The organism is Solwaraspora sp. WMMA2056, assembly GCF_030345095.1.
Classification (GTDB): Bacteria; Actinomycetota; Actinomycetes; order Mycobacteriales; family Micromonosporaceae; genus Micromonospora_E.
In genome coordinates, this window is the sequence record NZ_CP128360.1 from 1,303,759 (window position 1) to 1,316,609 (window position 12,851).

10 protein-coding genes, 1 pseudogene and 1 riboswitch are annotated in these 12,851 nt (G+C 71.3%); of the genes and pseudogenes, 6 read left to right on the plus strand and 5 right to left on the minus strand.

What is annotated here, in order from left to right; translation table 11 throughout:
• Positions 1 to 123 precede the first annotated feature (123 nt).
• Positions 124 to 759, minus strand: coding sequence for a class I SAM-dependent methyltransferase (locus tag O7608_RS06035; protein WP_289209024.1), 636 nt, complete (start codon positions 757 to 759; stop codon positions 124 to 126).
• Positions 760 to 907: 148 nt separating this feature from the next.
• Between O7608_RS06035 and O7608_RS06040 the strand changes: the two genes are divergently transcribed.
• The 5 genes and pseudogenes from O7608_RS06040 to O7608_RS06060 all read left to right on the plus strand — a co-directional run.
• A complete protein-coding gene (locus tag O7608_RS06040; RefSeq protein ID WP_289209025.1) occupies positions 908 to 1,135 on the plus strand; it encodes a hypothetical protein in 228 nt (75 codons plus the stop codon).
• Between the two features lie 162 nt (positions 1,136 to 1,297).
• Positions 1,298 to 3,202, plus strand: a complete 1,905-nt coding sequence (locus O7608_RS06045) for a M14 family metallopeptidase (protein ID WP_289209026.1) — start codon at positions 1,298 to 1,300, stop codon at positions 3,200 to 3,202.
• A 131-nt stretch (positions 3,203 to 3,333) separates the two neighbouring features.
• Positions 3,334 to 3,405: riboswitch (cobalamin riboswitch) on the plus strand.
• A gap of 125 nt (positions 3,406 to 3,530) precedes the next feature.
• Positions 3,531 to 4,484, plus strand: coding sequence for an ABC transporter substrate-binding protein (locus O7608_RS06050; protein WP_289209027.1), 954 nt, complete (start codon positions 3,531 to 3,533; stop codon positions 4,482 to 4,484).
• A 1-nt stretch (position 4,485) separates the two neighbouring features.
• Entirely contained in the window at positions 4,486 to 5,580 is a 1,095-nt protein-coding gene (locus O7608_RS06055) for a FecCD family ABC transporter permease (RefSeq protein ID WP_289209028.1), read from the plus strand.
• Positions 5,581 to 5,627: 47 nt separating this feature from the next.
• Positions 5,628 to 6,398, plus strand: a pseudogene (locus O7608_RS06060) (ABC transporter ATP-binding protein); the annotation flags it as partial.
• 18 nt (positions 6,399 to 6,416) lie between these two features.
• Here O7608_RS06060 and O7608_RS06065 read toward each other — a convergent pair.
• A complete protein-coding gene (locus O7608_RS06065) occupies positions 6,417 to 7,184 on the minus strand; it encodes a VOC family protein (RefSeq protein WP_289209029.1) in 768 nt (255 codons plus the stop codon).
• 198 nt (positions 7,185 to 7,382) lie between these two features.
• Between O7608_RS06065 and O7608_RS06070 the strand changes: the two genes are divergently transcribed.
• Complete coding sequence (locus O7608_RS06070) at positions 7,383 to 9,011, plus strand: alpha/beta hydrolase fold domain-containing protein (RefSeq protein WP_289209030.1); 1,629 nt, start codon at positions 7,383 to 7,385, stop codon at positions 9,009 to 9,011.
• A gap of 16 nt (positions 9,012 to 9,027) precedes the next feature.
• Here O7608_RS06070 and O7608_RS06075 read toward each other — a convergent pair whose 3' ends face one another.
• From O7608_RS06075 to O7608_RS06085, 3 genes are read right to left on the minus strand one after another with little or no spacing between them, the layout of a single operon-like run.
• Complete coding sequence (locus O7608_RS06075) at positions 9,028 to 10,005, minus strand: hypothetical protein (protein ID WP_289209031.1); 978 nt, start codon at positions 10,003 to 10,005, stop codon at positions 9,028 to 9,030.
• A 58-nt stretch (positions 10,006 to 10,063) separates the two neighbouring features.
• Positions 10,064 to 11,356: an alginate O-acetyltransferase AlgX-related protein gene (locus O7608_RS06080; RefSeq protein WP_289209032.1), complete on the minus strand. Its 1,293-nt coding sequence runs from the start codon at positions 11,354 to 11,356 to the stop codon at positions 10,064 to 10,066.
• Positions 11,357 to 11,364: 8 nt separating this feature from the next.
• Complete coding sequence (locus tag O7608_RS06085; RefSeq protein ID WP_289209033.1) at positions 11,365 to 12,813, minus strand: MBOAT family O-acyltransferase; 1,449 nt, start codon at positions 12,811 to 12,813, stop codon at positions 11,365 to 11,367.
• Positions 12,814 to 12,851: the final 38 nt, after the last annotated feature.

A 12,851-nucleotide genomic window follows, 5' to 3' on the forward strand; every position in this document is an offset into this window, starting at 1 on the left:
CGTCACAGCGCCCAACCGTAGCCGCCTCCACAGTGCTCCCGACAGGCATGATCAAGATCAATGTGAGCGTCGTTGTTGTCAACAGCGCGAGATGACAGCAACGACGCTCACATTGATCTTGCGTCAGGGCGCCTGGGCCGGGCGGCGCAGGGTCAGCGACTGGAAGCGGAAGCCGCCGTCGACGTCGAGGGCGTGGAAGTCGACGAGGTCGAAGACGTCGGTGGCGTACCGCCGGATCTGTTCGTCGGTGCGCATCGAGAAGAACCGGGGCGGGTCGTGATCGTCCCAGTCGGCGACGCCCTCGCTGCCGTCGCCGCCGTAGACGCCGAGGAAGAACAGCCCGCCCGGCCGCAGCACGTCTCCGATCGCCGTCAGGGCGGCCGGCAGGTCGGCGTTCGGCACGTGCAGCAAACAGTTCATCGTGTAGACCGCGTCGAACGACGCCACCGGGAAGTCCATGGCCAGGACGTCCATCAGCCGGGCGTCGAGGCCCTTCGCCCGGCAGGCGGCGACCATCGCCGGGGTGAGGTCGGTGGCGACCACGTCGAAGCCCTGCTCCTGGAAGTACCGGCTGTCCTGTCCGGTGCCCGCACCGATCTCCAGCAGGGACCGGGCCCCGCGTCGCGCCAGCCGGTCGCCGAACGCGGATCGCTCGGCGATCTTCCACGCCGACTTCGGATGCTGGTCGCGGGCGGCGGCGCCCGTGTCGTACGCCCGGCGTAGTCGTTCCAGCATCGCGTGGCGGCGGTCACCCGTCATCGGGCCCACCCTAGCCTGGGATCGACAGGTCCTGGCAACGATCCACATCGGTGATCAGGGTGGAAGGGCAGCCGACCGGTTGCCCGCCACCGGGTTCCACCCGGCGCGCCCCGTCCGACGCCGTTCGGAGATGATCGATGATTCCAGGTTGGCCGCCAGCAACCTGGCCGACTACATGGTCCCCGTCAACGCCGACATTCCGGTCATCGACGTTCACTTCATCGACCGGCCCGACCCGGTCGTCAACGGTCTCGGTGCGCGTGGCGTCGGTGAACTCGGCACCGTCGGGTCGGCGGCAGCGATCGGCAACGCCATCTACAACGCCACCGGGATCCGGGTGCATGATCTCCCCATCACCCTCGACAAACTGCTGTGAGCTGCGGACACTCCGCTGCGTGCTGTCCGGTACGCGAAGTATCCGCACCGTGTGATGATCAGCTTGGCATGGAACTGAGGGTAATGGATATTGATATGACCATGTGACTAATGGTGCAGTTGTGCTCACTAGCGGAGTCCTCCCCACCCCCAGGAGGTCTACATGCGATTCCGCGCACCATCTGCGAACGCCGCCGGCTCGTGGCGCAGGACCACCGTCCTGCTGATCGCCACCGTCGTCGGCCTGTTCGCCGTCGTGACCGGCCCGGTATCGGCCGATCCCAAGCCCAGCGGCGTCGACCGGGACTCGATCGCCGGTCCGTACCGGGTCCTCGGGCCGAAGACCTTCGCCGACCGCGACGCGGTGGCGAAGACCGGCGCCGCCATCGACTTCATCGAACACGGCGTCATCAACGTCACCGCGACCCGCAACGAGGTCACGGCGATCCAGGCGCTCGGCTTCGACGTCGAAGCGGTCCGTGCCCCGGTCCGTGCCACCGACGACGTGGGCACCCTGGACTTCCCGCCGTCGGACTCGGCGTACCACAACTACGCGGAGATGACCGCCGCCGTGAACCAGGTGGTCGCGGACCATCCGAGCATCGCCCGCAAGGTCAGCATCGGTACGTCGTACGAGGGTCGTGACCTGATGGCGGTCAAGATCTCCGACAACGTCGGCACCGACGAGAACGAACCGGAGATCCTGTTCAACTCCCAGCAGCACGCCCGCGAGCACCTCACCGTCGAGATGGCGATCTACCTGCTGAACCTGTTCACCGACAGCTACGGCAGCGACTCGCGGATCACCAACATCGTCAACAACCGGGAACTGTGGATCATCCCCAGTGTCAACCCGGACGGCAGCGAGTACGACATCGCCACCGGCTCGTACCGGTCCTGGCGAAAGAACCGGCAACCCAACAGCGGGTCGTCGTTCGTCGGCACCGACCTCAACCGTAACTGGGGCTACCTGTGGGGCTGCTGCGGCGGCTCCTCCGGATCGCCGTCGTCGGACACCTACCGTGGCCCGTCGGCGTTCTCCGCCCCGGAGACCCAGGCGCTGCGCAACTTCGTCAACAGCCGGGTCGTCGGCGGCACCCAGCAGATCAAGGCCAACATCGACTTCCACTCCTACTCGGAGCTGGTGCTCTGGCCGTTCGGGCACACCACCGCCAACACCACCACCGGGATGACCGCCGACCAGTACAACACCTTCGCCACCATCGGCGGCCAGATGGCGGCCACCAACGGCTACACCCCGGAGCAATCGTCGGACCTCTACATCACCGACGGCAGCAGCATCGACTGGATGTGGGCCCAACACGGCATCTGGGCGTACACCTTCGAGCTCTACCCCCGGGGTGCCGCCGGCGGCGGCTTCTACCCGCCCGCCTCGGTCATCAACCGGGAGACCACCCGCAACCGGGACGCGGTGCTGATCCTCAGCGAGTACGCCGACTGTCCGTACCGGGCGATCGGCAAGCAGTCCCAGTACTGCGGCGGCGGCGGCGACCCGGACCCCGACCCGGGCACCACCGTCTGGTCGGACACCTTCGAGACCGCCACCGGCTGGACGACCAACCCGGCCGGCACCGACACCGCCACCGCCGGGCAGTTCGAGCGCGGCGTGGCGCAGGCCACCAGCTCCGGCGGGGCCCTGCAGCTGACCGCCTACGCCGGCAGCAACAGCCTGGTCACCGGCCGGCTCGCCGGTAGCTCCGCCGGTGTGCACGACGTCGACGGCGGGGTCACCAGCGCCCAGTCGCCGGCGATTTCGCTGCCGTCGAGCGGCACCCTCACGCTGTCCCTGGCGTGGTACCTCGCCCACCTCAACAACTCGTCGTCGGCCGACTACCTGCGGGTCAGCGTGGTCCACAGCGGCGGCACCACCACCCTGCTCAACCAGTCCGGGGCGGCCAGCAACCGGTACGGATCCTGGTCGACCAACAGCTACAACCTGACCCCGTACGCGGGCCAGTCGGTGCGCATCCTGGTCCAGGCGGCGGACACCTCCACCGCCAGCCTGGTCGAGGCCGCCATCGACAACGTGACGATCACCCGCTCCTGACCCTCCTGCGACACCCTTCTACGACCAGGGCTGCCGTGCGGCGAACATCACCGTACGGCAGCCCTGGGCTGTCGCGATGACGACCCGGCGGCACCGGTGGGTTACCGTGCTAGCGACCGCCCCGCAGCGAAGCCGGTGAGAACCCGGCGCTGTCCCGCAACTGTGATGCCCCGACCGGCGAGCGCCGCCCGGGGTGAGCCAGGTCGCCTGCGGTGTGGTCGCGAACCGCGCTCTCGAGGAAGGGCGCCTCGCCAACCTGGCCGGGGCCAGCCCAGCGGCACCCCGGACCTGTCGGCGAAGCAGCACCCCTCGACCGACAGGAGGACCAATGAGGACACCATATCGGCTGCGGGCGGCGCTGCTGCGTACCGCTGCGGTCACCGCCGCCGCCACGCTCGCCCTGGCCGGCTGCGGCTCCGGCGACGCCGACGACGCACAGCCCGGCGCGAGCCCGCAGGCGGGGGCCAGCTTCCCGGTCACCGTCGGCGACCTGACCCTCGACGTACGGCCGGAGAAGATCGTCTCGCTGTCGCCGACGCTGACCGAGATGCTCTTCGCGATCGACGCCGGTGACCAGGTAGCCGCCGTCGACGACAACTCCAACCACCCGGCCGAGGCACCGACCACCGATCTGTCCGGGTTCACCCCGAACGTCGAGGCGATCGTCACCTACGAGCCCGACCTGGTGGTGCTCTCCACCGACGCCAACGGGGTGGTGGCCGGGCTGGAACGGCTGTCGGTCCCGGTGTACGTCGCCGACGCGGCGGTCACCCTGGAGGACACGTACCGCCAGATCACCGAACTGGGCGCGCTCACCGGGCATCCGGACGCGGCGGCCGACCTGGCCGACAGCATGCGTACGGAGATCGACAAGCTGGTCGCCGACGCGCCGGAGCTGGCCGAGCCGCTGACCTACTACTACGAGCTGGACCCGACGTTCTACACGGTGACCAGCCAGACCTTCGTCGGTTCGCTGTTCGCCATGGTGGGGCTGACCAACATCGCCGACGCGGCCGACCCGCAGGGCGACGCCGGCGGCTACCCGCAGCTGTCCGCCGAGGCGCTGATCGACGCCGACCCGGACCTGATCTTCCTGGCCGACACCAAGTGCTGCGAGCAGGACGCGCAGACCGTGGCGGCCCGCGCCGGCTGGTCCACGATCACCGCCGTACAGGCCGGCCAGGTGGTCGAACTCGACGACGACATCGCCTCCCGGTGGGGCCCGCGCGTCGTCGACCTGGTCCGGGCGATCGTCGACGCGGTCGACGCGGCGACGAACTGACATGCTCCGGACGGCCCGCCGGCCGTCGGCGGGCGGACTGGACGGCGGCCGCCACCGGCCGGGCCTGACCGTCGGCTGGTTCGCCGCAGCGGTGACCGCCGTCGTCCTGGCGGTGCTGGCCGGGCTCGCTTTCGGCCCGGCCAGCCTGCCGCCGCTGGCGGTCGGCGTCGAACTGCTCGACCAACTCCCCGGGGTGGAGCTCGACAGTGGACTGACTGACCGGCAGGCCGCGATCGTCACCCAGCTGCGGCTGCCCCGGGTGGTGCTGGCGCTGCTGGTCGGCGGCATGCTGGCCCTGGCCGGCGGCTGCTACCAGGGGGTGTTCCGCAACCCGCTGGCCGACCCGCACCTGCTCGGGGTCGCCGCCGGGGCCGGGCTGGCGGTGACTGCGGTGATCGCGCTTCGCCCCGGCACCGGAGTGCTGACCGGGCTGCCGGTCACCGTACCGGTGGCCGCCTTCGTCGGCGCCGTCGGCGCGGTCGCGCTGACCTACCTGCTCGGCGCGGCCGGCGGCCGGGACCGGTCCACCGCGACGCTGATCCTGGCCGGCGTCGCGGTCTCGGCGTTCCTCGCCGCCGGCCAGACCTACCTGCTGCAACGGCACGTCGACACGATCCGGGAGGTCTACTCCTGGCTGCTCGGCCGGCTCGCCACCGACGGCTGGCACGAGGTGCGGCTGATCGCCCCGTACGCGGTGCTGGCCGGCCTGGTGGTGCTGGTGCACGGCCGGGAACTCGACGTACTGTCGGTCGGCGACGAGGAGGCCGCGAGCCTCGGGCTGCACCCGCAGCGGTCCCGCTATCTGCTGCTCGCTGCGGCGTCGCTGGGCACCGCGGCGGCGGTGTCGGTCTCCGGGCTGATCGGGTTCGTCGGGCTGATCGTGCCGCACCTGGTCCGGTTGGTGGTCGGCAGCAGCTACCGGGTCATTCTGCCGCTGTCGATGCTGCTCGGCGGTGCGTTCCTGACCGTCACCGACGTCGTGGCGCGGACCGTCGCCGCCCCCGCCGAGATCCCGATCGGCGTGGTCACCGCCTTCTTCGGTGCCCCGTTCTTCGTCCTGGTGCTGCGCACCACCCGCCGGACGGTGACGCTGTGACCGCCCGATCCGCCCCCGACCCTGCCGGTCCCGTCGCCGACTCCGTCGTGGTCCAGGTTCGTGACCTGCGGGTACGCCTCGACCGTACGCCGGTGCTCGACGGAGTCGACCTGACGGTGCGCGCCGGGGAGTGGGTGGCCGTGATCGGCCCCAACGGTGCCGGCAAGTCGACCCTGCTGCGGGCGGTCGGCGGGCTGGTGCCGGCCACCGGCACCCTGGAGCTGTTCGGTACGCCGATCGCCCGGCTCGGCCGGCGGGACCGGGCACGGCGGGTCGCCACCGTCGTGCAGTCCCCTGTGGTGCCCGCCGGGATGGCCGTCGCCGCGTACGTCCTGCTCGGACGGACCCCGTACGTCCCGCCGTTGGGCCGGGAATCGGCCGCCGACCTGGCGGTGGTCGACGAGGTGCTGGACCGGCTCGACCTGTCCGGGTTCGCGCACCGGCAGCTGAGCACCCTGTCCGGCGGCGAACGCCAGCGGGTGCTGCTGGCCCGGGCGCTCGCCCAGCAGGCCCCGCTGCTGCTGCTCGACGAGCCGACCAGTGCGCTGGACATCGGCCACCAGCAGGAGGTGCTGGAGCTGGTCGACGAGCTGCGCCGCGACCGGGGGCTGACCGTGCTGGCGACCATGCACGACCTGTCGGTGGCCGGTGAGTACGCCGACCGGCTGGTGCTGCTCGCCGCCGGCCGTGCGGTCGCCGACGGCCCACCGGCGCAGGTGCTGACCGAGGAGAACCTGGCCCGCTACTACCGGGCCCGGGTACGGGTGCTGCCGGGCGCCCACGGCCCGCTGGTCGTCCCGGTCCGCGACCGGTCGACCCACGCGACCGGGCAGCCGTCAGTCCCCGGCGATGCGGATGACCGAGAAGAACGCCCCCTGCGGGTCGTGGAGCACGGCGAACCGGCCGTGCGGCAGGTCGGTGGGGGCGACTGACACGGTGCCACCGAGCGCGGTGGCGTGTTCGACGGTCGCGTCGCAGTCGTTGACCGCGAAGTAGACCATCCAGTGGGCGGGCAGCTCGGCCGGCCAGTCGTCGCCGACCATCGGCATCATCCCGGCGACCGGCTGCTGCTCGACCAGCCACTCCGTGTACATGATCGGGGGGAACGGGGTGTCGCGTACCTCCCAGTCGAACACCTCGCCGTAGAACTCCTTGGCACCGTCGGGGTCGCGGGTGGTCAGCTCGTTCCAGCAGAGCGCACCGGGCACGTTCATCAACTCGGCACCGACCATCCCGACCGGCTGCCAGACGGCGAAGCTGGCACCGCCCGGGTCGGTGAAGACGGCGGCCCGCCCCCGGTCCAGCACGTCGAACGGCGGCATCAGTACGGTGCCGCCGGCCGACTCCACCAGTTTGGCGGTGGCCTGGGCGTCCAGGGTGCCGATGTAGGTGGTCCAGGTGGGCGGTTGCCCGTCGGTGGAGACCGCGCCGGCACCGGCGACCAGCTTGTCGTCCTTGCTGAACAGGACGTACCCCTCACCGTCCGGCTCATCGGGCATCCGGGCGGTCCAGCCGAACAGTTCGCCGTAGAACCGGATCGCACCAGCCAGGTCGGGGGTGCCGAGATCGACCCAGGCGGGGACCCCGGCTGCGGCGACGGACATGACGGCCTCTCCTCCTGCGGGACGTCGGGCGCACCCCACTGACCGCATCGTGGCACCCGACCGGGCCGTGGCGCGCGCGATCGGGCCGAAACGACCGGCGGTACGGCGAATCTTAGGCGCGGTGTCGGGTATCCGCGCCACAGGCGGGCGGCCACCCAGCGGCGGTGGCGCGCGGGACGGACGCGACCAGGGGGAGCGATGGGACAAGTGATCGAGGCACTGCCGGGTGACATCGACCGGGCGATCCGCGACGACCACATCCTGCTGGACCGGATCTTCCAGCGGCTGGAGGCAGGCCAGGGGGACCGGCGGATCCTCGCCGACCAGGTGGTGTTCCGGATGTCCATGCACCTGGTCGCCGAGGAGCAGACCCTCGACCCGGTACTCGACGAGCCCGAGGTGGCGCAGCGGATGGCTGCCGGCGGGCTGCCGGCCGAAGCGGTGGCCGATCTGATCGGCCGGGGCCGGGACACCCGGCAACGGATCAAGGAGGCGGCGGCGGAGATCGACCGGTCCAAACCCGGCAACCTGGACTTCGAGGAGGCGCTCAACCACCTGATCGCCGACGTCCGGCGGCAGGCCACCGAGCAGGAGGGCATCCTGCTGCCGGCGTTGCGGGCCGCCGTCGGACCGCAGCGGATGGCGCAGCTGGGGGAGCAGTTCAGCGCCGCCAAGCACCGGGCACCGACGCACCCGCACCCGCAGGCACCGAACACCGCCCGGGGCGGTCGGCTGCTGGGCGGGCCGACCGCGCTGCTCGACCGGCTGCGGGACCGGACGTCGGGGCGGCGCGGCTGGGTCGCCACCGACGCCTCCGGGTTGCTGGAGCCGCAGTCGCAGGCGCTGCTGGACGCGTTCGCCGCGCTGGGGCCCCGGCCGACCGAGATCCTCGACCCGGCGGAGGCCCGCCGGCAGCCGACGCTCACCGACGCGGTGGCCCGGATCCGCGCCGACCGGGGCGACCTCGACGAACGGGAACCGGTCGACTCGGTCTTCGACTACGTGATCGACGGGCCCGGCGGCGGGCTGACCCTGCGGGTGTACCGGCCGACGTCGGCCTCACCGTCGGCCGGCCTGCCGGTGCTGGTCTACCTCTACGCCGGCGGCTGGGTGGTCGGCAGCCTGGACACCTACGACGCCACCCCCCGGGCGCTGTGCAACCGGGAGCGGTGCATGGTGGTCGCCGTCGACTACCGGCACGCGCCGGAGCATCCCTTCCCCGCCGCCCACGACGACGTCCTCGCCGCCACCCGGTGGCTGCTGGCCAACGCCGGGGAGATCGGCGGGGATCCGCAGCGGATCGCGATCGCCGGGGAGGCAGCCGGCGGCAACATGGCGGCGGCGACCTGCCTGCAACTGCGTGACGCCGGCGAACGGCTGCCCCTGCTCCAGGTGCTGATCTACCCGCTGACCAGCATCGTCGTCGATGACGACTCGACCGTGGACGCCGCCGACGCGGCACCGTTGAACCGGGCGATGCTGAGCTGGTTCGCCCGGCACACCTTCCCGTCGGCGCAGCTGCTCGCCGATCCCCGGGTGGCGCTGCTCGACGTGCCGGTGCAGCGCCTCGCCGGACTGCCGCCAGCGGTGGTGATCACCGTGGAGCGGGATCCGCTGCGCAGCCAGGGGCAGGAGTTCGCCGCCCGGCTGCGGGCCGCCGGGGTGCCGGTCGAGCACATCCACTACGACGGCGTACCGCATGAGTTCTTCGGCATGGGGGCGGTGCTGGACGTGGCGGTGCAGGCCCAGGACCGGGTGGCGGCCGCACTGCACGCGGCGTTCAACCCGTCCGGTCAGTCGTCCAGTGGCTGGCCCACCGGGATCTGACCCCGGCGGCTGCGGTTCAGCGTTCGACGAGGTCGGCGACGGTGTTGACCAGGCCGGCCACGGTCGCCGCGTCCCGGGTGCTCGCCACGAGGTAGCGCCCGCCGGACAGCTCGACCCGCACCCCCGGGCCGGATCCGGTGATCAGGCCACGACCCCGCATGTCGGGATGCAGCCGGTATCCCCAGCCGCCCCACTCGGCTACCCGGACGGTGGTTTCGACCGCGCCGGCGATCTCCCGCGCCGGGACCGTCAGCCGGGGCCAGCCGAACGGGCCGAACCCGATGTGGATGCCGGTCCGGTCGATGCTCAGCCGGTTGACCAGCGTCAGGCCCACCAGCGCTGCGGCGAACAGCGCCGGGCTGGCCGCCCAGATGTTGAGCCAGAACGCGACCAGCGCGGTCAGCAGCAGCAGCGGGACCAGCAGCCAGAACCCGTGACGGGACACCGCCGCCGGCGCGGTCCAGCTGCCCGTACCGGGCGGCAGCGGCACCCGGGGCAGGTCGGCGGCGGGTCGGCCGGCTGCGGCCGGTGCCGCCGGTGGTGGGCCGCAGGCCCGGTACGCCGCGAAGGTCCAGCCGCTGACGCCGATCAGCAGCGCCGGCACGTGCCAGCTCGGTGCCGGTGCCTGCGCCGGATCCAGTACGTCGATCGACAGCGACACGGTGGTCAGCCAGATCGCGGCGACGAAGGCCGCCACCGCCGCCCCGATGGTGATCAGCCACCGGCGGAGCCGCCACCGCAGCCCCAGCGGCAGCACGCCGACGGCGGCGAGCACCGCCCCGACGGAGGCCCCGATCGTGTACCCGGTGACGCTGTTGGTCAGCGAACTCGTCGCGTCGACCACGTCGGCGGCGTTCCAGTGCATCGGCAGCCGGTGCGGCAGCCGGTGGCGCAGCAGTTCGGCGGTGATCGGCACCAGGGCGACCGGTACGACGGCGAGCAGGAAGGCGAGCAGCCGGCGCAGCCCGCCGCCGGTCGACTTCTCCTCGCTCACCTGGCGATTGTTCCGCAGCGGTCGGTGCCGGACCGGGGCGGGTCCGGGGTGGTCACACTCAGTCGTCTGCTAGCGCCGCCGACGGGCTGGCCGGCGCGCCCAGCCCGGCCATGAGCGTGGCGGTGACCGCCGGATCCGGTAGCTGGTCGACGGTCCGCTGCGGCCAACTGCGCTGCACGCTCTGGAAGATGACCCGGTCGAACTCCGGCACCTGACCGGCGCGGGCCATCGGCAGGAAATCGTCCCAGTGCAAGGTGTGCAGCTGCGCGAAGTACGGTGTCAGCTGCGCCTCGGCCAGGTAGAAGAACGAGTCGTACACCACCAGGGTCCGACCGGGCACCATCGGCGTACCGTCCGGGGCGACCGTGGTGTGGACCCGCTCGGTACGCCCCGAGGCCAGCTCGGTGGCCGTGGTCTCCACGGTGACACCCTCCCGGCGCACGACCCAGTTCGCCACCTTGTCCTTGCGGGGGATGCCCATCAGCGGGTAGAGGTCGCCGGCCAGGCTCCGGTCGGGCCGCTGCTGCGCGCCCGGTGCGTCGCGCAGCTCGTCCGGCGCACCGCCCCGGACGGCCAGTCGCTCAAGTACGGCACGGGTGAACATCATCGCGCCCTGGTAGCTCCAGTGGCTGTCGCCGGTCTGCCAGATCCGACCTGGTTCGGCCAGCTCCGCTTCGGCGAACTGTGGCCAGAGGGTCACCACCGGCCCGGCGTGGTCGTCGCCCCACTGTGCCTGGGACTGCTCCCGCACCGGGTCGGCGCAGACCATCAGCACGTCCGCCGGCCAGCCGAGCTTGTGCCGCAGTACGGAGGTCTTGTCCGGCGCGACGACGAAGAGCACGTCCTTGCCGGAGGCCCGGGCGGTTTCCTCGAACGACCGCAGGCGGGCGTCGACCGCCTCGGCGTCGAAGGGCGTGAGGCAGGGTTTGGTGAAGTCCTCCGTGAAGAACGGCACCTGGTCCTCGCCGACGTAGACCCTGCTGCTGAAGCTGGTCCCCAGCCCGTCGTACCCGACTTTGCCGACCGCCTTGACCACCTGACGCCGCAGGGTCAGCCGGTCCCGCAGGGCCGCGTCGAACTGGCGGTAGGTGTCGGTGTCGGCGACCGTGTCGGAGTTCAGCTCGGGGAAGGGCACCGAGGCCCGGTTCTCCACCGCGTCGTCGGCATCCCGGATGCTCATCAGGGTCGGCACCAGCAGTAGTGCCGCCAGCCCGAGGGTGAGCAGCCGGGCCGCGAGTCGACTACGCCGACCGGCCTGCGCCGTACCGTCGGCCGGGTCGCCGGGGTCGGTCGTGGTGCCCGGGCTGTCGGTCTGCCCACGGTCGCGTGCGAGATTCGGCGTCTGGGTCATCGGAATCCTCAGAACTGGAAGTAGAGGAACGGGCTGAAGTCGATCCAGAGCGCGCCCACGACCGCCACGCCGAGCAGCACCGGGGCGGTGACGGTGGCCACCCGCATGCGGAAGCCCTGGAACTGGCCGTGCACCAACTGGAAACCGGTCGTCGACCGGGGCGCGAAGAACGCGGCCACGCCCAGCAGGATCGCCGCGACGGTCAACGGGGTGAGCGTGACCAGCACCACCGGCGGTGGCGCGGCCAGCCCGCCGGTCACCATCGCGTTCCAGATCTGCCCGGTCTGGGTCATCGTCTGGGACCGGAACGGGACCCAGGCGGCGATGATGAACACGGCGGTCACCACTCGACGTAGCCAGGTCAGCCGGGTGCTGTCACGAACGCCGGTGATCCGCTCGACCAACAGACCGAGGCTGTGCAGCCCGCCCCAGACCAGGAACGGCCAGGTGGCGCCGTGCCACAGCGAGGTGAGCAGGAAGGTGATCAGCAGGGCCGCGTACTCCCGCCGGAGCCCGTGTCGACTGCCGCCGAGCGGGATGTAGACGTAGTCCCGGAACCACCGGGAGAGCGTCATGTGCCAGCGCCGCCAGAAGTCCGCCGGCCCCAGCGCGGTGTACGGCGCCCGGAAGTTCTCCGGGAAGCGGAACCCGAACAACATGGCCAGCCCGATCGCCATGTCGGAGTATCCGCTGAAGTCGAAATAGATCTGGACGGTGTAGGCGACGGCGGCCAGCCATGCCGTCGGGGCGGACATGTCACCGCCTGCCGAACCGAAAGCGGCGTCCGCGACGATACCTGCGGAATCGGCGATGCACACTTTCTTCGCCAGACCCCAGGCGAATCGGGTGATCCCGTACACCGCCATTTCCAGGTGCACGTCGCGGCGGCTCTTCAGTTCGTCGACGATCTCCGCGTACCGGACGATCGGGCCGGCGATCTGGTGTGGAAAGAGGAAGAGGTAGAGCAGGTAGTCGCGTAGCGACCGTTCTGCCGGGATCGCGCCCCGGGCGGTGTCCACGACGTACGAGATGGCGTGGAAGGTGAAGAACGAGATACCCAGCGGCAGCGCCCAGGTGACCGGACCGACGCCGAACCGGTCGCTCCACCCGATCGAGTCCGCGAAGTCGGCCAGGGGTGGCAGATATTTGAAGAGGAAGAGTGGTACGAGAAGCAACGCGATCAGCGAAACGATCGCGGCCTTCGGCATTGCGGCCCGGCCCCCGGCGTCCTGCGCGGCCTGGGCCCGTCGCCCGGCCCGCCATCCGATCAACGCCCCGAAGAAGCTGATCAGCCCCACGTAGAGCAGGACGCCGATTTCACCGCCGGCACCCCAGAAGTAGAAGAGCATGCTCGCGGCCAGCAGCCACAGGTTGCGCAGTCGGGCCGGCGCGGCCAGGTAGCCGAGCAGGGTCAGCGGCAGGAACAGGAACAGGAAGGTAGGGGACGAGAAGGCCATTCTCGGACTTCCAGGTGAGTGGGGGGGCGGGCAGTGGC

What these genes read in the sequence shown, in the direction of transcription:
- O7608_RS06035 (WP_289209024.1), bottom strand. Translation starts at nt 759, where the DNA reads ATGACGGGTGACCGCCGCCACGCGATGCTGGAACGACTACGCCGGGCG.
- O7608_RS06050 (WP_289209027.1), top strand. Translation starts at nt 3,531, where the DNA reads ATGAGGACACCATATCGGCTGCGGGCGGCGCTGCTGCGTACCGCTGCG.
- O7608_RS06045 (WP_289209026.1), top strand. Translation starts at nt 1,298, where the DNA reads ATGCGATTCCGCGCACCATCTGCGAACGCCGCCGGCTCGTGGCGCAGG.
- O7608_RS06055 (WP_289209028.1), top strand. Translation starts at nt 4,486, where the DNA reads ATGCTCCGGACGGCCCGCCGGCCGTCGGCGGGCGGACTGGACGGCGGC.
- O7608_RS06085 (WP_289209033.1), bottom strand. Translation starts at nt 12,813, where the DNA reads ATGGCCTTCTCGTCCCCTACCTTCCTGTTCCTGTTCCTGCCGCTGACC.
- O7608_RS06080 (WP_289209032.1), bottom strand. Translation starts at nt 11,356, where the DNA reads ATGACCCAGACGCCGAATCTCGCACGCGACCGTGGGCAGACCGACAGC.
- O7608_RS06070 (WP_289209030.1), top strand. Translation starts at nt 7,383, where the DNA reads ATGGGACAAGTGATCGAGGCACTGCCGGGTGACATCGACCGGGCGATC.
- O7608_RS06065 (WP_289209029.1), bottom strand. Translation starts at nt 7,184, where the DNA reads ATGTCCGTCGCCGCAGCCGGGGTCCCCGCCTGGGTCGATCTCGGCACC.